The organism is Nonomuraea sp. NPDC048882, from assembly GCF_040649755.1.
Classification (GTDB): Bacteria; Actinomycetota; Actinomycetes; order Streptosporangiales; family Streptosporangiaceae; genus Nonomuraea; species Nonomuraea maheshkhaliensis.
The window spans coordinates 142,406-164,159 of sequence record NZ_JBEZGB010000004.1; the positions used below are offsets into that span (position 1 = coordinate 142,406).

Consider the following 21,754-nt stretch of genomic DNA (forward strand, 5'->3'; position numbering starts at 1 on the left):
CCGACGATCGAGGCAACGCCCCCACTCCTCCGGAGGAACCCATGCTCCGCCGTCTCCTGCCGGCCACCGTCCTCGCCGTGGCCGCCGTCACCGCCGTCACCACGGGTCCCGCGCAGGCCCGCGCCTGTAAGCACGGCCACGCGTGCGTCACCGTCTTCTACAGCGACTCCACCCGCACCACCGTGGTCGGGGAGAAGTACGAGGACTGCGACGGGGCAGTGGACATGTGGGGCGTCCGCAGCGGCTACCAGGACTTCTACGAGAGCCCCTGCTGACGCGAGAGCCGTCCCCGCCCCCGGTGACGCCGGTGGCAGGGACGGCTCAGGACTTCTCGGCCGGCGGGGTGGCGGTGCGGAGCGTGCGGTCAGGTCGTGGTGCAGGCGGTGCCGTTCAGGGTGAAGGCGGCCGGTTCGCCGGTGCCGCCGCCGTGGGTGGCCTGGAAGCCGAACGAGGCCGACGCTCCCGGCGCGACGGCGCCGTTGTAGGGGGCGTTGCGGGCCGTCACCTGGCCGCTGGACGGCGACACCGTGGCGTTCCAGGCCGAGGTGATGGTCTGGCCGGCCGGCAGCGTGAAGGCCAGGTTCCACGAGGAGAGCGCGGCCGTGCCGGTGTTGGTGAGCTTGACCTCAGCGGTGAAGCCGGTGTTCCAGGTGTTCATCGTGTACGTGACCACGCACGTTCCCACCGGCTGGGTGGGGGAGACGGTGGGGGACACGGTGGGTGATGTGGTGGGGTCGGGGCCGCTGCCCGACAGGCCGAAGAAGTCGATGGCCGCGGCCGCCATCCCGCCCTGCGGCAGGCTGTGGCCGACGCCCGCCAGGCTGATCGCCTCCACCGGGGCCATGGTTCCGGTGCCGCCGTAGCGGGTCCTGGCCCAGCCGGCCCGCGGCTGGTCGCTGAGGCTGGGGGTCTGGCTCACGCCGTGGACGTTCGTCCACTGCTTGATCTGCTCCTGGAAGTTCGGATAACGCAGCGTGGCGTCCTCGGTGCCGTGCCAGATCTGCATGCGCGGGCGGGCGCCGCTGTAACCGGGGTAGGCCCCGCGGACGAGGTCGCCCCACTGCTGCGGCGTCCTGACGACCTGGCCGTTGGCGCAGGCGCTGTTCCAGCTTGAGCCGTCGGTGGTGGCGAAGCAGGCGAAGGGCACGCCCATGAACGACGCCCCCGCCTTGAACACGTCGGGGTAGGCGCCCAGCAGCACGTTGGTCATCATGCCGCCGGAGGAGGCCCCCGTCACGAACGTACGGGCGGGGTCGGCGTTGTAGCGCGCCTGCACGTACCTGACCATGGAGACGATCCCCACCGGATCGCTGCCGCCGTCGTGCCGCAGCGCCTGCGGCGAGGATACGTCGTAGCAGGAGCCGCTCCTGGTCGCGGACGGGTAGATGACGACGAACTTGTGCCGGTCGGCGAGCGAGGCGAACTCCGTGCCCGAGTAGAAGGCGGGGCCCGAGCCGGTGCAGTAGTGGACGGCCACCAGCAGCGCCGGGCGGGCGGGGACGCCGTCGGGGACGTAGAGGTGCATACGCAGGCCGGTGGGGTTCGCGCCGAAGCCGGTCACCTCCGTGAGCTGGGCCGACGCGGCCGGGGTCGCGGTGATCAGGCCGGCGGTCACGAGTGCCGCGGCGGCGATCACGGCGCTCGCGATACGTGCTCTCAGCTTCATCGAGGTCCTCTCGCTCGGCGGCCGAAACATTGCGAGTGTCCAAAGAAAATTTCGGCATCGCAATGTCGCCAGTGAGCTGACCGGCCGGCGCGTTCGTGAGCTGCGGGTGAGCGGCGGCGCTCCGTGAAAGTTTCGGCTACCGGAGGAGAGGCGCTCCTGCCGCGTCGTCGTCCGCGAGCTGCTTGAGCGTGCCGGTGAGGGCGGCCCAGGACTGCTCGGCGTCCGGCGTGCGCGCGTGCGGCGAGCGGAACCACTCGACGAACTCCGCCACGTCGTCGAGCGCCCAGCGCAGCCGGTAGAGCGCGAGGGTGTCATCGTCGGGGCGGCGGCCGGTCGCGTCGGCGTAGCGGGCCAGGTCGTCCGCGTCCCTGGCCACCAGCCACAGGTCGCGCTCCGGCGGGGCCATCCCGACCGTGTCCCAGTCGACCAGCAGCAGCCGCTCTCCCGGTGCCCGCAGCAGGTTGCCCGGATGCGGCTCCCCGTGCGTCACCACGGGCTCGCCCGGCTCGGCCGCTCGCCGGTCGAACTCGGCCAGCCTGCGCCGCAGCACGGTGGCGTACTCGGCGATCAGCTCCTGCGCCGGCCGCGCGTACGGGCCGCCCAGCCAGGGCAGGGAGGGGTCGCCGAGAGCCTGCTCCAGGGCGGCCCGCCCGGACAGCTCCAGCGGGCGGGCCGGGGCCGGCAGCGGCGGCGGCGTGCGGTGCAGCTCGGCCAGCAGGTCGATGATCTGGGCACGCTCGCCGGCCGGCGGCTCGTCGCCGAAGTCGCCGGCCCGGCCCTCCTCGTACGGGAACACGCTCATGGCGTGACGACGGGCGTCGAGCCGGCGCAGGGTCGTGCCGTCACCGGCGCGCAGCGGCGCCACCACGAACCCGAGCCCCGCCTCCTCGCGCAGCGTGGCGGCTGTCTCCATGGCCAGCCGCAGCCCGTCGAAGGTCCGCCGGCGCACGTCGGCGACCGTGACGAACCAGCGCCGCCCGCCCCGGCCGCCCGCGACCCAGTGGAAGTCCCCGAAGCCGACCGGCGCGTAGTCGAGCGTGGCGGCCTCGATGCCCCACGCGGCCAGCGCGGGCCGCAGCAGCCCCTCGTCGAAGTCGTCCGGCCGATCTCGCATGGAGGCCAAGCTACCGAACCCCGGCCCGACCGAGCACGCGGATAAGCGGACAAAGGGGTCCGAGGCGCGGAGCCCGCGCCTCGGAAGAGAGACGGTCAGCGCAGCTCGCGCTTGAGGATCTTGCCGGTGGCGGTCATCGGCAGCGAGTCGCGGAACTCGATGATCCGCGGGTACTTGTAGGCCGCCATGTTCTCCCGGCTCCAGGCGATCAGCTCGTCCTCGGTGATCGTCGACCCCGGCGTGCGGATGATGTACGCCTTGACCTCCTCGCCGTGCGACTCGTGCGCGACGCCGACGACGGCGGCGAGCGACACGTCGTCGTGGCTGATCAGGACCTCTTCGATCTCGCGCGGGTAGACGTTGAACCCGCCCCTGATGATCATGTCCTTGGCCCGGTCGATGATGGAGTAGTAGCCGTCGGCGTCGCGGGTGGCGATGTCGCCCGTACGGAACCAGCCGTCCTTCATCACCTCGGCCGTCGCCTCGGCGCGGCCGTAGTAGCCCTTCATGATGTTGTGGCCCCTGATGGCGATCTCGCCGGGCCCCTCGCCCTCGACGGTCTTCCAGTCGCTGTCGACCAGCTTCATCTCCACGCCCCAGATGGGCGTGCCGATGGTGCCGGGCTTGGTGGGCCGGCCGGGCTGGTTGAAGCTGGCGACCGGCGCGGTCTCCGACAGCCCGTAGCCCTCCAGGATGCCGATGCCGAAGGTCTTCTCGAAGTCCTTGAGCACCTCGACCGGGGAGGACGCGCCGCCGGCCACCGCCACGCTGAGCGACGTGGGCACCTCCGCGCCGTCCGCGTGGATCTTGGTGAGCATGCCCCAGTACATCGTGGGCACCCCGGCGAAGAAGGTCACCTTCTCCTTGACCATGAGCGCCAGCGCCTCGCCCGGGTCGAAGCGCGGCATCAGCACCACCGTGGCGCCGCGCAGGAAGCCGGTGTTCATCACGACGGTCTGGCCGAAGGAGTGGAACAGCGGCAGCACCGCGAGGTAGGTGTCGCCCTGCTCCGCGTCCGAGGGGAACATCTTGTCGCTGACCATGGCGTTGAGCAGCATGTTCTGGTGGCTCAGCTCGGCGCCCTTGGGCTGGCCCGTGGTGCCCGAGGTGTAGAGGATCACCGCGGTGTCGTCGGGGGCCGTCTGCACGGTCTGGAACTCCGCCGGCATCCCGCCGAGGGCGGCCCAGATCGACTCGCCGTGCTCGGACTCGGTGGCCAGCGGCGTGGCGGGCAGCACGAAGAAGTGCTCGCAGCCCTCCGCCGCCTCGAAGCCCGCCCGGCCGCGCTCGCCCAGCGGCAGCTCCGGCGTGCCCTCGAAGCAGAACAGCGCCTTGGCGTCGCTGTCGTCGAGGTGGTAGGCGATCTCGCGTGACTGCAGCAGCACGTTGAGCGGCACCACCGTGGCACCGGCCTTCAGGATGCCGAAGTAGACGAACGGGAAGTAGGGCAGGTTGGGGCAGGCCAGCGCGACCTTGTCGCCCTTGGTGATTCCGCGTGAGATCAGCAGGTTCGCGACCTGGTTGGCCACAGTGTCGATCATGGAGTACGGCAGCCGCATGTCGCCGAAGACGATGGCGGTGCCGTCGGGGGTGTTTCTGGCGCTGTCCTCCAGGACGATCGACAGATTCAGCATGACGCCTTCCTCCCTCTAGAACCGGCTTCGGCGCCATCTTCGCAGGCCCCACATACCGACTGGTAGGTAACTCAGGTCACAACTGGATATGGACGCGCGTGAGCCCTTCCGCTAAGCAAGGAGGACGTTACTTACCCCAGGAGGGGGTCATGGAGTACGACTACGTGATCGTCGGGGCGGGCTCGGCCGGCTGCGTGCTGGCCGCCCGGCTGTCGGAGGATCCCGGTGTTTCGGTGGCCCTGGTCGAGGCGGGCGGCAAGGACGACAAGTTAGAGATCCGCATGCCGGCCGGTTTCGCCAAGCTGTTCAAGACCGAGTACGACTGGAACTTCACCACGGCCAAGCAGGGCGAGATGTCCGGCCGCGAGCTCTACTGGCCCAGAGGCCGGGTGCTCGGCGGCTCGTCCTCGCTCAACGCGCAGATGTACGTACGCGGCTGCCAGCTGGACTACGACCAGTGGGACGTCCCCGGCTGGGCGTACGACGACGTCCTGCCCTACTTCACCAGGGCCGAGCGCCGCGTCGGCAGCAACGAGGGCGGCGTCTACGGCACCGGCGGCCCCCTCTACGTCTCCGAGCTGCGCAGCCCCAACGTCACCACGGCCGCCTTCCTCCAGGCGTGCGAGGAGATGGGGATGACCCGCCTGGGCGAGCTGAACGGCCGCTCCAACGAGGGCTATTGCCCCACCCCCGTCACCCAGAACCGGGGCAGGAGATGGAGCTCGGCTGACGCCTACCTGCGCCCGGCCGTCTCGCGGCCGAACCTGACCGTCGTCACCGGCACCGCCGTGGACCGGGTGACGTTCGACGGCAAGCGGGCGACCGGCATCGAGTACGGCGGCGGCACCCGGATCGGGGCCAGGCGGGAGGTCGTCCTGGCGGCGGGCGCGATCGGCTCGCCGTACCTGCTCATGCGCTCGGGTGTGGGCGCGGCCGACGAGCTGCGCGACGCCGGGGTGCCGATCGTGCACGAGCTGCCCGAGGTCGGCAAGAACCTCCAGGACCACCTGTCCAGCGGCGTGTTCGTCGAGTGCACCAGGCCGGTGACCCTGACCGGGGCCGAGTCGATCGGCAACCTGCTGCGTTACCTCGTCACGCGCTCCGGCATGCTGACCACGAACGTGGGCGAGGCGGTGGCGTTCATCAGGACCTCGGACGGCGAGCCCGCTCCCGACATCGAGCTGATCTTCGCGCCTGGGCCGTTCATCGACCACGGGCTCACGCCGCCGACCGGTCACGGGCTCACCGTCGGCGTCGTGCTGCTGCAGCCGGAGAGCCGCGGCCGGGTCGGGTTGAACGGCGCGGACGTGCTGATCGACCCCGCCTACCTCAGCGCGGAGGCCGACGTCAGACGCCTGGTCGCGGGGCTGCGGACGGCTCAGCGGGTGTTCGCCACCGACGCCATGAAGCCGTTCGCGGGCGGGCCGATGGCGCCCTACTGGGCGCCGGAGACCGACGAGGAGCTGGCCCGGTGGGTACGCGAGCGCGGCGAGACCCTCTACCACCCGGTCGGCACCTGCAGGATGGGCACCGACGACGGCTCCGTCGTGGACCCGGAGCTGCGCGTGCGCGGCGTCGAGGGGCTCAGGGTCGCCGACGCCTCCGTCATGCCGACCCTGAATCGCGGCCACACCCACGCGCCCGCCGTCATGATCGGCGAGAAGGGAGCCGACCTGATCAAGGGCGCCGAGGCTTGACGTAAGTGGTCACTTGCGTAGGCTCGACGGTATGACGCTGCCCGTGGACCTCGACCTGTCGCAGATCCCGTTCTGGGGACGGCCGCAGGCCGAGCGCATGGAAGCCTTCCGCAAGCTGCGCGAGCTGGAGCGTCCGGCCTTCGTGCCGGAGCAGGCCGTGCCGTTCGTCGGCGGCGGGCCGGGCTACTACGCCCTGGTCCGCCACGCCGACGTGACCGAGGCCAGTAGGAACGCGGCCGTCTTCAGCAGTGAGCCGTGCTCCAACAGCATCCCCGACATGCCGCGCTGGATGAGCGTCTACTTCGGATCGATGATCAACATGGACGACCCGAGGCACGCGCGGCTGCGCCGGATCGTCTCCCGCGCGTTCACGCCGCGCGTGCTGTCGAAGATGGAGGAGGACCTGGCGCGCGCCGCCGCCGAGATCGTGAACCGGGCGGTCGCCGAGGGTCCCGGCGACTTCGTGACGCAGGTGGCGGCGCGGCTGCCGGTGCGGGTCATCTGCGACATGATGGGCATTCCCGAGAAATTTCATGACATGGTGTTGCGGCGGACCAACGTCATCCTGGGCAACGCCGACCCCGAGTACACCGGCCTGTCGCCCGACTTCAGCCGCGTCAACGTCGCCCGCGGCCTGGTCAAGCTGCTGCACGCCGGCTTCTCGCTCAACCGCCTGGCCGCCCGCCTGGGCGACGAACGCCGCCGCAGGCCCACGGGCGACCTGGTCAGCCTGCTGGTCAACGGAGACGAGCGGCTGTCGTCCCAGGAGCTCGGCTCGTTCTTCATCCTGCTGGTGGTGGCGGGCAGCGAGACGACCCGCAACGCGATCGCGTACGGGCTCAAGCTGCTCACCGACCATCCCGAGCAGCGCGAGCTGCTGCTGGCGGACTTCGACGGCCGCATCGTCGGGGCCTGCGACGAGATCGTCCGCTACGCCACGCCGGTGATCCAGTTCCGCCGTACGCTGACCCGCGACCACGAGCTGAACGGCGTCGCGTACAACAAGGGCGACAAGGTGCTGCTCTTCTACAACTCGGCCAACCGCGACGAGTCGGTCTTCACCGACCCCGACCGCTTCGACATCACCCGCGACCCCAACCCGCACGTCGGCTTCGGCGGCCCCGGGCCCCACTACTGCCTGGGCGCCCACCTGGCGCGCAGGGAGATGACCGTGATGTTCCGCGAGCTGTTCACCCGCCTGCCCGGCATCAGGGCGGTGGGGGAGCCCGAGTTCCTGCTGTCCAACTTCATCAACGGGATCAAGCACCTGCGCTACACCTTCTGAGCGCCCGGTCGGAGCGCGGCCGTCGTGCTAGGTTTCGCAGTCATGGAGATCAGGACTATCCACGCCAATGGTGTGGAGTTCGCGTATCTGTCTTTGGGCGAGGGGCCGCTGGCGCTGTGCCTGCACGGCTTTCCCGACACCGCGCACACCTGGCGGCACCTGATGCCCGCCCTGGCCGAGCACGGCTACCGCGCGGTCGCGCCCTTCATGCGGGGCTACGCTCCCACGGAAGTCCCGGCCGACGGCGCCTACGAGGACGCGGCGCTGGTCGCCGACCTCCGCGCGCTGCACGAGGAGCTGGGTGGCGGCGACGACGCCGTCGTCATCGGACACGACTGGGGCGCGTTCCCCGTCTACGCCACCGCCGGCCGCTTCCGCCGCGCCGTGACGCTCTCGGTGCCGCCGCCGGGCTCGCTGGCGGGCGGGTTCCTCGAGTACGAGCAGCTCAAGCGCTCGTTCTACATCTTCCTCTTCCAGACGGCGCTGGCCGAGTCGGCCGCCGCGGCTCCCGGCTTCATCGACAACCTGTGGCGCGACTGGTCGCCGGGGTACGACGCGAGCGAGGACCTGGAGTTCGTCCGCCGCAGCATCGGCGCCCCGGCGAACCTCGCCGCGGCCATCGGCTACTACCGGGCCATGCTCGGCACCACGCCGCCCTCGGGCCGCTATCCGGCCGTCGAGGGCGGGGTCGCCGGGCCCGTCCTCTACCTGCACGGGGCCGAGGACGGCTGCCTGAGCGCCGACCTGACCAAGGACGCGCTGAGCCACCTGCCCGAGGGCTCGCGGACCGAGGTGGTGCCGGGCGCCGGGCACTTCCTGCAGCTCGAACGGCCGGCCGAGGTCAACCGGCTCATCCTCGACTGGCTCGGCCCAGCGGCCTGAGCCTCTGCTGGGGTTCCCCTTCTCGTACGCCGCTCGCGCGGCTGGGAGGCACCGGCTTCCCGGCCGCGTACGTACGGTGTACGTCGAAACCATTGACGTAAGTGCCCGCTTTTCCCATGATGGGCACATGAGCGTCCTGGACTTCGACCTGTCGGACCGCGACTTCTGGGCCAAGCCCATGAGCGAGCGCGAGGACGCGTTCGAGCGGCTGCGCGCGCGTGACACCCCCGCCTTCTTCGAGGAGATGGAGATGTCCTACGCGCCCAAGGGGCCGGGCTACTACGCCCTGGTCAAGCACGCCGACATCCTCGAAGCCAGCCGCAACCCCGAGGTGTTCTGCTCGGGCGACGGAGGGGCGACGAACATCCCCGACATGCCCGCGGAGTTCGCCGAGTACTTCGGCTCGATGATCAACATGGACGACCCCCGCCACGCCAGGCTGCGCCGGATCGTCTCCAGGGCCTTCACCCCCAAGATGATCAAACAGTTCGAGGCGGACGTCGAGGCCGCGGCCGTCACCATCGTGGACGACCTGCTGGCCAAGGGGCCCGGGTGCGACTTCGTCACCGAGGTGGCCGCCCGCCTGCCCCTGAAGATCATCTGCGACATGATGGGCATCCCCGAGCGCGACTACGGCTACGTCTTCGACCGCTCCAACATCATCCTCGGCGGCTTCGACCCCGAGTACACCGGCGGCGACCTCGACCAGATCGCCGAGCGCCTGCTCAACGCCGGCGTGGAGCTGCAGCAGCTCGTCCAGGACCTGGCCGCCCACCGCGCCGACCACCCCACGGCCGACCTGACGTCGTCCCTGGTCAACGCCAACATCGACGGCGAGCGGCTGACCATGCAGGAGCTGGGCTCGTTCTTCATCCTGCTCGTCGTGGCCGGCAACGAGACCACCAGGAACGCCATCTCCTACGGCCTGCGCCTGCTCACCAAGAACCCCGACCAGCGGGCCCTGTGGCTGGAGGACCTCGACGGCCGCGCGCCCGGCGCGGTCGAGGAGATCGTCCGGCTGGCCTCCCCGGTGAACTTCATGCGCCGCAAGCTCACCAGGGACTTCGAGATGAACGGCCACCTCTACCGCAAGGGGCAGAAGGCCGTGCTGTTCTACTGGGCGGCGAACAGGGACGCCGCCGTCTTCGACGACCCGCAGCGCTTCGACATCACCCGCCACCCCAACCCCCACGTCGGCTACGGCGGCCCCGGACCCCACTTCTGCCTGGGCGCCCACCTGGCCAGGCGGGAGATCACGGTGATGTTCCGCGAGCTGCTGCGCCGCGTCCCCAACGTCGAGGGCGGCAAGCCGGACCGGCTGCACTCCAGCTTCATCAACGGGATCAAGCACATGGAGTGCACCTTCTGACCGCCCGCTCAGCGGGTCACGACTGCGTGTTCAGCCTGATCTGGTTCATCACCGTGCGGATGTCGGGCAGCAACTGCTTGCTCGTGGACGGGATCGACATGTAGACGATCGCGGGGACGTCGGCGCCGGTGTTCACCGCCATCGTCACGAGCGTGGCCTTCTCGGTGCTGGACGTCAGCTGGTAGGCGATCAGCCGGCCCGTCTGGTCGCCCACCTTGATCGGCTGCTGGGCGATCTTGCGCACCTTGTTGTCCGCCGGGAAGAACCGCTTGCGCGCGTTCAGCACCACCTGCCTGATGGCCGGCTCCAGGTCGTCACGCTCGTAGTACGTGGCCAGCCGCGCCGACAGCGGGCCCGACATGACCGTGGCGTACCGCTCCGGGGCGACCTGGACGTACTGGCGGGTGTCGAAGCCGTAGGTGGCCTTGACCGTGGCGCGCTGGTCGAGCTGCCACGTGCCACCCAGGCGCGGCATCGAGATCCCGGCCGCCGCGTCCGGGACGCGCCCGATCACCGGGGACGCCTTGCCCGGATACTTCGGCAGCGCGCCGATCGAGGACGAGGTCTTGGTGCTCTTCGGGCTGGTCGGGGTGGCCGTCGCCTTCTCGGCCACGCCGGCGCTTGAGGCGTCCTCGCCGGCCAGCGGGCCCCACAGGAACGCCCACAGCAGCGCCACCACCAGGGCGACCGCCACCGAGCCGCCGAGCGCGAAGACCCAGACCGGCCGGCCCGCGTCCTCGTCGTCCAGCGCGTCGTGCTCGCCCATGGCCTGGTAGTTGTCGCCGAAGACGGTGTTCCAGAGCTCCTGCTGGCGCTCGGGGGGCGGGGTGCGCGAGCCGCTGATCTGGCCGGCCGTGACGAAGCGGTGCTCCGGGTCGGAGGGGTCGCGGCTGAGCTTGTGGCCGGGACGGGCGGACTCGTCGGGAGGCCCGTCGCCGCGGCCGCCCTGCTGAGGGCCCTGTTGGCCGTTGGGCGGACCACCGTGCTGAGGGCCCTGGTGGCCGTTGGGCTGGCCGTTGGGGCGGCCGCCGCCGTGCTGGCCGCCACCCTGGTGATTGCCGCCGTGCTGATTTCCACCGTGCTGGCCGCCGCCGTGCTGGCCGCCGCCGGGCTGCTGAGGGGCGGGGTGGACGACCCGGTCGCCGGGGGAGGCCGGGTGGACCACGCGGTCGCCGGGTGCGGACGGCACGGCGCGCTCGTTCAGCAGGTTCTCGGTGTGCTGGCCGTAGGTGACCGTGCGCTCGTCGGCCGGATGCACCTGCGGCGGGGGTGGCGCGTCGGCCGGGATGTTCGGGGAGCCGTACTGCGTCGCGCGCTCGCCGTCGGCCGCGGGGCGCTCGGCCGGCCACGGGGCTGGGCTGGACAGGTTGGACCAGGCGTCGGGGGAGGGGGTGGGCGGCTGCGCCCACGCGGGGACCGGGTCGGGGACGGCCGGCCCGCCGGGCGAGGGCATGCCCTTCGACGAGACCTCCGGCCAGGCGGCCGGGCCCGCGGTGCTCTGGGGCGGCGCGTCCGGCCAGGAGCTCCGCACGTCCGGCGAGGAGTTCCCCGACCAGGAGCCGGGCGCGTCCTGCGGGGACGCCTCCGGCCACGACATCGGCACGTCCTGCTGGGGTCCCTCGGGCCGGCCCGCGTCGTACGGGAGTGGCGCGCGGCCGGCGTCCTGGCGGGGCGGCTCGGGCCAGGAGGGCGACGTTCCGTGTGAGGAGTCCTGCCACGACGGCGGCCCGCCGGCCGGTTCCCTGCGCCCGCCGCCGGGCGGATCGGGCCAGGCCGGATCCTTGCGCGGCGGCTCGGGCCAGGACGGCTCGGGGTGGGACGACCGCGAACTGTCGGGCCAGGACGTCGGCACCTCGGCGGGCGAGTCAGGCCAGGAGGGCGCCTCGCGGCGAGGTGCCTCAGGCCAGGAGGATGGCAGGTGAGGTCCGGAATTCTCCGTTGCCATTACTGCCGGCCCTCCCGAGGTTGTGTCCGGATGTCCCGTTATATCCGGATTTGACGTCTCACGCATGATCTCATGGGATTTTCCAGGAGATGTAGGCGGTTCCGCAGCGAAACGAGCGAAGCCATGAGGATCGGTCGGCGGGTCCTGCATCGGCAGGTCGCCGTCCGGTCTATGGGGCTCAGCTGGGTACACCACTTCAACAAGGCTATTCTTCTGGGACGAATGAGGTCACAACGGATACATCACCATCAGGTCTCGCCGGGCCTGAAGGATCCATTGTGCCCCCGGACCTCGATCGAGTGTCTGCATTCAGCCGAAGAGGTGCGCTAGGCTTGACACGTGCGTTCCGCGACCCTGCTTCTTAGCGGGCCGCGACGGCCCTGAAGAGTCCGCCGTCGCGGCTCCGCCCCTCGTTGTGTGCACGGGGGGTTTTCTTATTGGGTCCGAGTCAAGCCAGAAGGACACAAGCCGTGAGTGAGTACGACCCGCAGGCGCTGCAGGCCAAGTGGCAGCAGCGATGGGAGGAGCAGGAACCCTACCGGGCGAGCGAGGACGCCGCGGACCCCCGCGAGCGCCGCTACATGCTCGACATGTTCCCTTACCCGTCCGGCGACCTGCACATGGGCCATGGCGAGGTGTTCGCCATCGGCGACGTCGTCGCGCGCTACTGGATGCAGAAGGGCTACAACGTCCTGCATCCCATCGGCTGGGACTCCTTCGGTCTCCCGGCGGAGAACGCCGCCATCAAGCGCAACGCGCACCCGGCCGAGTGGACCTACGCCAACATCGAGACGCAGGCCAACTCCTTCCGGCGCTACGGCATCGCCTTCGACTGGTCGCGCCGCCTGCACACCAGCGACCCCGACTACTACCGCTGGAACCAGTGGCTGTTCAACCGCTTCTTCGAGCGCGGCCTGGCCTACCGCAAGGGCGGCCTGGTCAACTGGTGCCCCAACGACCAGACGGTGCTGGCCAACGAGCAGGTCGTGGCGGGCAAGTGCGAGCGCTGCGGCGCCGACGTCGTCCGCCGCGAGCTGACGCAGTGGTACTTCAAGATCACTGACTACGCGCAGCGGCTGCTGGACGACATGAGCCAGCTGGACGCCTGGCCCGAGCGGCTGCTGACCATGCAGCGCAACTGGATCGGCCGCTCCGAGGGCGCCGACGTGCTGTTCGAGATCGAGGGCCGCGACGAGCCGGTCCACGTCTACACCACGCGCCCCGACACGCTCTACGGCGCCACGTTCTTCGTCGTCGCCGCCGACGCCGCGCTGGCCGACGAGATCGTCACCGACGAGCAGCGCCCGGCGTTCGAGGCCTACCGCGCCGAGGTCGCCAAGCTGAGCGACATCGAGCGGCTGGCCACCGACAAGGAGAAGACCGGCGTCTTCCTGGGCCGCCACGCGATCAACCCGGTCAACGGCGAGCGCATCCCGGTCTGGGCGGCCGACTACGTGCTGTCCGACTACGGCCACGGCGCCATCATGGCCGTGCCCGCGCACGACCAGCGCGACCTCGACTTCGCCCGCAAGTTCGACCTGCCGGTGCGGGTCGTCGTGCACACCGGCCTGGCCGACCCCGGCGAGACCGGCGAGGCCACGCCGGGCGAGGGCACCCTGGTCAACTCCGGGCCGCTCGACGGCCTGACCAAGACCGAGGCCATCGCCAAGATCATCGAGATCCTGGAGGTCGACGGCAGGGGCACCGGCGCGGTGAACTTCCGGCTGCGCGACTGGCTGCTGTCCCGCCAGCGCTTCTGGGGCACGCCGATCCCGATCATCCACTGCCCCGACTGCGGCGAGGTGCCCGTACCCGACGAGCAGCTGCCCGTCACGCTGCCCGACATGCGTGGCGAGGCGCTGGCGCCGAAGGGTGTCTCCCCGCTGGCCAGCGCCACCGACTGGGTCAACGTCGCGTGCCCCAAGTGCTCAGGCCCGGCCCGGCGCGACACCGACACGATGGACACCTTCGTCGACTCGTCCTGGTACTTCCTGCGTTACTGCTCGCCCGGCTACACCGAGGGCCCGTTCGACCCCGAGCAGGTGCGCAAGTGGGGCCCGATCGACCAGTACGTCGGCGGCATCGAGCACGCGGTGCTACACCTGCTCTACTCCCGCTTCTTCACCAAGGTCCTGCACGACATGGGCATGGTGGACTTCACCGAGCCGTTCGTGCGCATGCTCAACCAGGGCCAGGTGATCAACGGCGGCAAGGCCATGTCGAAGTCCCTGGGCAACGGCGTGGACCTGGGCCAGCAGATCGACGAGTTCGGCGTGGACGCCGTCCGGCTGACCATGATCTTCGCCGGGCCGCCGGAAGACGACATCGACTGGGCCGACCTGTCGCCGGGCGCCTCGCAGAAGTTCCTGGCCCGCGCGCTGCGGGTGATGTCCGAGGTCGCCAGCGAGCCAGGGGTGGCGTTCGAGAGCGGTGACACCGAGCTGCGCAAGGTGACCCACCACACCATCGACGAGGTCACCAAGCTGATCGACTCCTACCGCTTCAACGTGGCGGTGGCCCGCATGATGGAGCTGACCTCCGCCGCGCGCAAGGCCATCGACTCCGGTCCCGGCGCGGCCGACCCGGCGGTGCGCGAGGCCGCCGAGACGCTGGCGATCCTGCTGTCGCTGGTGGCCCCCTACACCGCCGAGGAGGGCTGGGAGCGGCTGGGCCGCACCGGGCCCGTCGCCTTCGGCGGCTGGCCGGTGGCCGATCCCGCGCTGCTGGTGCAGGAGTCGGTCACCTGCGTGGTGCAGGTGGCGGGCAAGGTGCGCGACCGCCTGGAGGTGCCGCCCGGCATCGGCGAGGACGAGCTGCGCGCGCTGGCGCTGGCCTCCGACAAGGTCTCGCCCTACCTGACCGGCATGCCGCGCAAGGTGATCGTCCGCGCGCCCAAGCTGGTCAACATCGTCCCCTAGTCACCCTTCGTCCCCCCTGCGGCCGGCCCCAAAATCGGACATAGGATCTGACATAGGATCGGACACAGCGCCGATCACTGGGTCGGCCCCCGGGGCGGGTCACAGCTCGCGCAGGGCCGGCAGTAGCTTCCTCTCCGCCCAGTCGAAGAACGGCTGCTGCTGGTCGTGCCCGATCTGCACGAGCGCCACGTGCGTGTAACCCGCGTCGGCGAACTTCCTGACGCCCTCCACCACGGCCGCCACGTCGTCGCCGCACGGCACGCTCTCCGCCACGTCCTCGGGGCGGACGGTGCCGGCGGCCGCGGCGAAGTTCACCGGTCCCGGCAGCTCCGCCATGACCTTCCAGCCGCCGACACTCGACCAGCGCCACAGCTCGTGCGCACGCCGCACGGCGGCCTCGCGGTCGGTGTCGTACGCGATCGGCAGCTGCCCGTAGATCGGCTTGCCCTCACCCCCCGCCGCCTTGAACTGCCGCACCACCGACGGCATCGGCTCGTTGACGACCAGCACGTCGCCGAACTCGGCGGCCAGCTCGGCCGACTGCCCGCCGGAGGCGGCGATGCCGATGGGGACGGGCCGCTCCGGCAGGTCGTACAGCTTGGCCGAGTCCACGTCGTAGAACTCGCCCTGGCGGGTGATGTACGCGCCGCTGAACAGCTCCCTGATGATCTGCACCGCCTCGGCGAACATCCGGTGCCGCGTGTCCACGGGCGGCCAGCCCTCGCCGATGACGTGCTCGTTGAGGTTCTCGCCCGCGCCCAGCCCCAGGGTGAACCTGCCCTTGCTGAGCACCCCCATCGTGGCCGCCTTCTGCGCCACCACGGCCGGGTGGTAACGCATGATGGGGCAGGTCACGTACGTCATGAGCGGCAGCCGCTCGGTCACCTGCGCCGCGGCACCCAGCACCGACCAGCAGTAGGGCGAGTGCCCCATCTCCTCCAGCCAGGGAAAATAGTGGTCGGAGATGACCGCGTAGTCGAAGCCGGTGCGCTCGGCCGCGGCGGCGTAGTCGACCAGCTCACGGGCCGGGGTCTGCTCGGACATCAAGGTGTAGCCGATCTGTACCATGCGTCCCGGCTACCCCGACTTTGTCTGGTCTAGCGTCGAGGAAGCGGAGATCAATGATGGCCGCGTTCGCGCAGCTCCTCGATCACCAGGCCGAGGCCGATGCCCAGCAGCCAGACGTCCTTGGCGACGGCCAGTCCCTGCGCGGACGGGCGCAGGCTGCCCTCCTCCCGCATCCCCGGCGTGCGCAGATACAGGCCGAGCAGTCCCGCCGCGAAGCCGGTCACAGCGGCTCCGGCCAGCAGCGACGGCACGAACGGCGCCGCCAGGGCCACGCCGAGGGCGATCTCGGACCTTGACAGCAGCCTGACGAACGCCGCAGGGTCCATGCGGCCGAGGAAGGGGTAGGCGGCCGCGGCCATGCCGTGCGTGGCCGCGGCGTCCTGCTCGTCCACGTGGGTCTTGCCGAGGCCGGAGTGCAGGATGATGGCCGCGGCGGCCAGGCGTGGTGGCACCTGGTGGGCGCGAGCGAAGATCTTCATGTGTCCTCATCTCTCCGAAAACCCGACATTCAATCCCTTACCCCTCCATACCTCCGCCTCTCTGATATGCGGTTTCCTGGGACAGGGCACGTCCGCTGGCGGAAGAATCCATAGGCCGGGCTTGACCGCGCGGACTAGTGTGCAGCTGTGACAAATGGCGCATACCTGAGATACCCGCACCTGCACGGTGACCTGGTCACTTTCGTCGCCGACGACGACGTCTGGCTCGCCCCGCTGACCGGAGGAAGAGCCTGGCGCTTCACCGCCGACCGCGTCTCCGTGTCGTACCCGAGGTTCTCGCCCGATGGCGCGCGCATCGCGTGGACCGGTACCAGGGAGGGCGCCGCCGAGGTGTTCGCGGCCGAGATCGACGGCGGGGAGGGCGAGCGGCTGACGCACTGGGGCGGCGGCTCGACCTCGGTCCGCGGCTGGACGGCGGACGGGCGGGTGCTCGCCGTCAGCGCGACCGGGCAGAGCTCCGACACCCGGCGGTGGGCGTACGCGGTGCCGCTCGACGGCGGGCCGGCCACGCGGCTGCCGTACGGCTGGGTGAGCGACGTGAGCGTCAACGGGCCCATCGGCGAGGCTGCGACCGGGGCTGGGGCCGGGGGTGGCGCGCGGGTCGTCACCGTGTCGTCGATCTGGCGTGAGCCGTCGCAGTGGAAGCGGTACCGGGGCGGCACGGCCGCCAAGATCTGGGTGGACGCCGAGGGGAACGGCGAGTTCGCCCGCCTGTTCGCCGACAGCGCGGCGCAGTACTGGTCGGTGAGCTGGTCGGGCGACCGGATCGTCTACCTGTCCGACGTGGACGGCGTCGGCAACGTCTACTCCTGCCTGCCCGACGGGTCGGACGTGCGCCGGTACAGCTCCCACGAGGAGTTCTACGCCAGGCACGCCACCAGTGACGGCGAGCGGGTCGTCTACAGCCACGCCGGTGACCTGTGGCTGATGGAGAGCCTGGACGCGGAGCCGTACCGGCTGGACGTGACGCTCGGCGGGCCGCGGCCGGGGCGCGCCAGGCGGCCGGCGCCACTGCGGGTCGGGGCGTACGCGCCGGACACGACCGGGCGCGCCAGCGCCGTCGAGATTCGCGGCACCGCCCACTGGGTGACCCACCGCGACGGGCCCGCGGGCGCGCTGCGGGCCGAGCCGGGCGTCCGCGTACGGCTGCCGCAGGTCCTCGACGCCGACGGCAAGGCCGTGTGGGTGTCCGACGCCACCGGCGAGGACGGCCTGGAGATCGGCACCCCGGGCGGCGAGGTCAGGACGCTGGCCGCGGGTCAGCTCGGGCGGGTGCTGGAGCTGGCCGCCGCCCCCGACGGCAAACACGTGGCCGTGGCCACGCACGACGGCCGGCTGCTCGTCGTCGACCTCGACAGCGAGAACGTCAGGGAGCTGGACAGGACCGAGCAGGGCGACGTGAGCGGCCTGACGTTCTCGCCCGACTCCGGCTGGCTGGCCTGGGCGCATCCGCACGACGTACGCCTGACGCAGATCAAGATGGGACGGGTGGACGGCACCTCCGTGATCGAGGTGACCCCGCCGCGCTTCGTCGACTACGACCCCGTGTTCACCAAGGACGGCAAGCACCTGGCCTTCCTGTCGGTGCGCACGTTCGACCCCGTCTACGACGCGCACGCCTTCGACCTGGCGTTCGCGTACGGGACCAAGCCGTACATCGTGCCGCTGCAGGCCGCCACGCCGTCACCGTTCGACCCCTCGCTGCAGGGGCGCGGTTTCAACGGCGAGGACGACAAGCCCGCGAAGGGGGAGAAGAAGGACGACGAGCCGCCGCGCACCGAGGTCGATCCCGACGGGATCTTCGGCCGTGTGGTCCCCGTACCGGTGCAGGCCGGACGTTACGGCAACCTGCGCGCGGCCAAGGACGCGCTGCTCTGGCTGCGTCACCCGATCGCCGGGCGCCTCGGCGACGGCAGCGACCAGAGCCCGGACGTCGTCCTCGAACGCTACGACCTCAAGAAGCGCTCCAAGTCCGAGCTGGCCAAGGAGGTGCGCTCGTTCGAGGTCAGCGGCGACGGCTCCAGGCTCGTCACCCACGGCAAGAACGGCCTGCAGACCAGGGCCGCGAGCGAGGGCGACGACGTCGTCACCATCGACCTCGACCGCATCGCCGTCCAGATCGAGCCGGTGGCCGAGTGGCGGCAGGCCTACCGCGAGGCGGGCCGGCTCATGCGTGACCACTACTGGCGCGCGGACATGAACGGCGTCGACTGGCAGGCCGTGCTCGACCGCTACGAGCCGATGGTCGAGCGCATCGGCTCCCGCGCCGAGCTGATCGACCTGCTCTGGGAGGCGCAGGGCGAACTGGGCACCTCCCACGCCTACGCGTACGCGACCGGCGGCGGCTCCGACCCGAGACGCCGCCAGGGGCTCCTCGGCGCCGACCTGACCAGGGACGACGACGGCGTGTGGCGCGTCGCCCGCATCCTGCCGGGCGAGTCGTCCGACCACGCCGCCCGCTCGCCGCTGCTCGCGCCCGGCGTCGCGGTCCGTCCAGGCGACGCGATCCTCGCGGTCGGCGGACGCCCGGTCGATCCGGTACGCGGGCCGCTGGCGCTGCTGGCCGGCACCGCGGACCATCCCATCGAGCTGACCGTACGGCCCGGCTCAGGCGGTGACGTGCGCCGCGTCGTGGTCACCCCGATCGCCGACGAGTCGCAGCTGCGCTACCACGAGTGGGTGGAGAGCCGGCGGGCCCACGTCAGGCAGGCGTCGGGCGGTCGGCTCGGATACCTGCACGTTCCTGACATGGTGGCCAGTGGGTGGGCGCAGTTCCACCGCGACCTGCGTACCGAGATGGCTTGCGAAGGACTCGTCGTGGACGTGCGCGAGAACGGCGGCGGGCACCTGTCCGAGCTGGTGCTGGAGAAGCTGTCCCGCAGGGTCACCGGCTGGGCGCTGCCGCGCGGCTACAAGCCGATGCGCTACCCCGAGGACTCGCCGCGCGGGCCGGTGGTGACGATCGCCGACGAGTTCGCCGGGTCCGACGGCGACATCGTCAGCGCGGGCATCAAGAACCGGGGGATCGGGCCGCTGGTCGGCGTACGGACGTGGGGCGGCGTGATCGGCATCGACAGCCGCTACTCGCTGGTGGACGGGACCGTGGTCACCCAGCCCCGGTACTCGTTCTGGCTCGAAGGGCCCGGCTGGGGCGTGGAGAACCACGGCGTCGACCCTGACGTCGAGGTGGTGATGACGCCGCAGGACCGGGTGGCGGAGCGGGATCCGCAGCTCGACAAGGCGATCGAGCTCGCGCTCGCGGCCCTCGACGAACACCCGGCGGCCACCCCGCCGGACCTTCCCCCGCTGAGCTGACCGCGGCCTTGCCACAGGCCTGCTCGGGTCCGGTATGAACCGGCCCGGGCGGGCCTCGGACCCGGCGGTGCGGACCCGGCGGTGCGGGTCAGACGACGCGGGTCAGACGACGCGGGTCAGACGACGCGGGTCAGACGACGCGGATCAACCGGTCGATGATCTCGTCCAGGATGGCTTCGGTGGTGGCGAAGTTGAGCCGTACACAGTGCTCACCACCGGGGCCGAACGCCGCGCCATCGTTCAGCCGTACCCTGGCCTCCCGCTCGATCACCTCCGCCATGCCCGGCCGCCCCACCTCCAGCCAGGCCAGGTACGTCGCCTCCGGGACGCGGTAGCCGAACCCGGTGGGCAGGCGCCGGGCGAGGGTGTGCCGGTGCCGGTCGAGCAGGGCCACGGTCTCGGCCAGCCAGTCGTCCCCGTGCCGCCAGGCCGCCACCGTCGCCTCGACGCCGAAGACGCTCGGGGAGCCGTACACGAACGGGGGCTGCGCGTCCATGGCCGCGCGCAGGCCGGGATGCCCGAGGTGGGCCACCGAGCAGCGGATGCCGCCCAGGTTGAACGCCTTGGTGGCGGAGGTGAGCGTGACCGTGCGCTCGGGCAGGATCGTGGCGAACGGGATGTGCCGGTGCGGCTCGTAGACCAGGTCGGCGTGGATCTCGTCCGCGATGACGAGCAGGTCGTGGCGTTCGGCGCTCTCGGCCAGCGCGGTCAGCTCCGCGTGGGTGAACACACGGCCTGTGGGGTTGTGCGGGTTCACCAGCAGCAGCACCCGGCAGTCCGACAGGTCGGGCACCTCGAAGCGCCACGTGGCGCCGTCCGGCTCCATCCGGATCGGGTGGAGCGGGCGTTCCATGATCTGCAACGTGTCCAGGAACGGATGGTAGAGCGGGGCGTGCACGGCCACCCCGTCGCCCGGCTTGGTCCAGACCTGGAGGAGCGCCTGGACGGCCTGGTTGAGGTCGCTGAACGGGCGCACGTGGGCGGGGTCGGGACGCCAGTCGTAGCGGGCGGCCATGCGCTCGGCGAACGCCTCGGCCAGCGGGCCGGCGTTCTGGTCCAGCAGCCAGGTCGGATAGCCGAGATCGCCGGCCGCCCGGCGCAGCAGGGCCTCGGTGACGGCGGGGGCGGTGGGCAGGTCCATGTCGGCGACCCAGGCGGGGATCACCCCGGGCTCGACTGCCGACCACTTAAGCCCATCATGCGTGGATTTTAGGTCTATGGGGGGATATACGTCCTTCACTCGCTCATTCTAGGATTCGTGATTGTGATGAGGCGGTGCGGCGGATTGTGGCAGGCTGGGCGGCCATGACGCCCCACCCGAAGATCGCCGCGATAGTTGAGACGTATCTCATCTTGGCCGACGCGGAGGCTCCCGGTCTGGTGGAGGGCCTCTATCTGGAGGGCTCGGCGGCACTGGGCGACTACCGGCCCGGTACCAGCGACGTCGACTTCGTGGCGGTGACGGCCGACCCGCCGCCGGCCGAGGTGCTGGAACGCATCCACACCAAGCTCGGCGCCCATCCGCTCGAAGGCGTCTACCTCACCTGGGACGACCTCGGCCACGACCCCTCCGGCCTGGGCGAGCGCCCCCAGGCCCGCGCGGGACGGCTCGACCGCCGGGGCACCCTCAACCCCGTCACCTGGCACACCCTCGCCCGCCACGGCCTGACCTGCCGGGGGCCCGAGCCGGAGGAGCTGAAGATCTGGAACGATCCCAGCGCCCTGGCCGCCTGGACCGACCGCAACCTCGACCTCTACTGGCGCCGCCTGCTCACCCGCGCCGCCCGCCCCCTCTCCCCGTGGGGCCTCACCTGCCTGGGCGGGTACGGCGCCGTCTGGCTGGTGACGGGCGTGGCCCGGCTGCACTACACGCTGGCGACCGGCGAGATCACCTCCAAGACAGAGGCTGGGCGCCACGCCCTGGAGGTCTTCCCGGAGCGCTGGCACCGGGTGGTGAACGAGGCGTTGCGACTCCGCGAGGAGGACACGGCCACGCCGACGGTGGCGGGAGTCCTCTCGGGCCTCGGCGACCACTTCGGCACGCCGAGACGCTCGCTGTACGGCTCCCCGTTCGAACGCAGAAGAGACGTTCTGGACTTCGCCGACCACACCATCGCCGCAGCCCACAAGCTCTACCACAACCGCTGACGCCTCGCGGGCGAGCCGCCGCACGCGCGGCCGACCTGCCCGGCGGCCAGACAGCCGCCGTACCCACAGCTGATCTGCGCTGTGGACGAACAACTGCCACACGCACAGCTGACCCGCTCTGCGGACGAACAACTGCCACACCCACAGCTGACCTGCCCTGCGGACCGTCAGCCGCACCTGCCCTGCGGAGAGGCAGTCTCCGGACGATCATCA

The 21,754-nt window shown here is 71.0% G+C and carries 16 protein-coding genes; 9 read left to right on the forward strand and 7 right to left on the reverse strand.

Going from position 1 to position 21,754, the window contains the following annotated elements; genetic code table 11:
- Window positions 1-41 precede the first annotated feature (41 nt).
- The gene (locus AB0C27_RS15110) at window positions 42-275 is read left to right on the forward strand and encodes a DUF6289 family protein (protein ID WP_357843444.1); all 234 of its coding nucleotides are present in this window, start codon (window positions 42-44) and stop codon (window positions 273-275) included.
- An 89-nt stretch (window positions 276-364) separates the two neighbouring features.
- On the opposite strand, the gene AB0C27_RS15115 is transcribed toward AB0C27_RS15110, so the two are convergent.
- The 3 genes from AB0C27_RS15115 to AB0C27_RS15125 form a co-directional block, all read right to left on the reverse strand.
- Window positions 365-1,666, reverse strand: a complete 1,302-nt coding sequence (locus AB0C27_RS15115; protein ID WP_357843447.1) for a PHB depolymerase family esterase — start codon at window positions 1,664-1,666, stop codon at window positions 365-367.
- Window positions 1,667-1,802: 136 nt separating this feature from the next.
- Entirely contained in the window at window positions 1,803-2,780 is a 978-nt protein-coding gene (locus tag AB0C27_RS15120; protein WP_357843450.1) for an aminoglycoside phosphotransferase family protein, read from the reverse strand.
- 95 nt (window positions 2,781-2,875) lie between these two features.
- Window positions 2,876-4,414, reverse strand: a complete 1,539-nt coding sequence (locus AB0C27_RS15125) for a long-chain fatty acid--CoA ligase (RefSeq protein ID WP_357843453.1) — start codon at window positions 4,412-4,414, stop codon at window positions 2,876-2,878.
- 149 nt (window positions 4,415-4,563) lie between these two features.
- Between AB0C27_RS15125 and AB0C27_RS15130 the strand changes: the two genes are divergently transcribed.
- From AB0C27_RS15130 to AB0C27_RS15145, 4 genes are all read left to right on the forward strand, one after another.
- Window positions 4,564-6,111, forward strand: coding sequence for a GMC family oxidoreductase N-terminal domain-containing protein (locus AB0C27_RS15130; RefSeq protein ID WP_357843456.1), 1,548 nt, complete (start codon window positions 4,564-4,566; stop codon window positions 6,109-6,111).
- Window positions 6,112-6,142: 31 nt separating this feature from the next.
- On the forward strand, window positions 6,143-7,396 hold the full coding sequence (locus AB0C27_RS15135) for a cytochrome P450 (RefSeq protein ID WP_357843459.1): 1,254 nt from the start codon (window positions 6,143-6,145) through the stop codon (window positions 7,394-7,396).
- Between the two features lie 42 nt (window positions 7,397-7,438).
- Entirely contained in the window at window positions 7,439-8,278 is an 840-nt protein-coding gene (locus AB0C27_RS15140) for an alpha/beta hydrolase (protein WP_357843462.1), read from the forward strand.
- A gap of 127 nt (window positions 8,279-8,405) precedes the next feature.
- Complete coding sequence (locus AB0C27_RS15145) at window positions 8,406-9,647, forward strand: cytochrome P450 (RefSeq protein WP_357843465.1); 1,242 nt, start codon at window positions 8,406-8,408, stop codon at window positions 9,645-9,647.
- Window positions 9,648-9,663: 16 nt separating this feature from the next.
- Here the strand turns inward: AB0C27_RS15145 and AB0C27_RS15150 are convergent, their stop codons facing one another.
- Complete coding sequence (locus tag AB0C27_RS15150; protein ID WP_357843468.1) at window positions 9,664-11,100, reverse strand: hypothetical protein; 1,437 nt, start codon at window positions 11,098-11,100, stop codon at window positions 9,664-9,666.
- Here AB0C27_RS15150 and AB0C27_RS15155 point away from each other — a divergent pair.
- Both AB0C27_RS15155 and leuS read left to right on the forward strand, forming a co-directional pair.
- Window positions 11,099-11,569 carry a hypothetical protein gene (locus AB0C27_RS15155; RefSeq protein ID WP_357843471.1) on the forward strand — a complete coding sequence of 157 codons (471 nt, stop codon included), beginning with the start codon at window positions 11,099-11,101 and terminating at the stop codon, window positions 11,567-11,569. The two genes, AB0C27_RS15150 and AB0C27_RS15155, sit on opposite strands and share 2 nt — an antisense overlap.
- A 493-nt stretch (window positions 11,570-12,062) precedes the next feature.
- The gene (gene leuS, locus AB0C27_RS15160) at window positions 12,063-14,510 is read left to right on the forward strand and encodes a leucine--tRNA ligase (protein WP_357843474.1); all 2,448 of its coding nucleotides are present in this window, start codon (window positions 12,063-12,065) and stop codon (window positions 14,508-14,510) included.
- Window positions 14,511-14,609: 99 nt separating this feature from the next.
- On the opposite strand, the gene AB0C27_RS15165 is transcribed toward leuS, so the two are convergent.
- Window positions 14,610-15,578, reverse strand: a complete 969-nt coding sequence (locus AB0C27_RS15165) for a TIGR03557 family F420-dependent LLM class oxidoreductase (protein ID WP_357843477.1) — start codon at window positions 15,576-15,578, stop codon at window positions 14,610-14,612.
- Between the two features lie 50 nt (window positions 15,579-15,628).
- On the reverse strand, window positions 15,629-16,057 hold the full coding sequence (locus AB0C27_RS15170; protein ID WP_357843480.1) for a hypothetical protein: 429 nt from the start codon (window positions 16,055-16,057) through the stop codon (window positions 15,629-15,631).
- A 147-nt stretch (window positions 16,058-16,204) separates the two neighbouring features.
- On the opposite strand from AB0C27_RS15170, the gene AB0C27_RS15175 reads away from it, so the two are divergent.
- A complete protein-coding gene (locus AB0C27_RS15175; RefSeq protein ID WP_357843483.1) occupies window positions 16,205-19,393 on the forward strand; it encodes a PDZ domain-containing protein in 3,189 nt (1,062 codons plus the stop codon).
- A 130-nt stretch (window positions 19,394-19,523) separates the two neighbouring features.
- Here the strand turns inward: AB0C27_RS15175 and AB0C27_RS15180 are convergent, their stop codons facing one another.
- Complete coding sequence (locus tag AB0C27_RS15180) at window positions 19,524-20,558, reverse strand: aminotransferase class I/II-fold pyridoxal phosphate-dependent enzyme (protein ID WP_357843486.1); 1,035 nt, start codon at window positions 20,556-20,558, stop codon at window positions 19,524-19,526.
- Window positions 20,559-20,698: 140 nt separating this feature from the next.
- On the opposite strand from AB0C27_RS15180, the gene AB0C27_RS15185 reads away from it, so the two are divergent.
- Entirely contained in the window at window positions 20,699-21,541 is an 843-nt protein-coding gene (locus AB0C27_RS15185) for an aminoglycoside adenylyltransferase domain-containing protein (RefSeq protein ID WP_357843488.1), read from the forward strand.
- The last annotated feature ends 213 nt before the right edge of the window (window positions 21,542-21,754 follow it).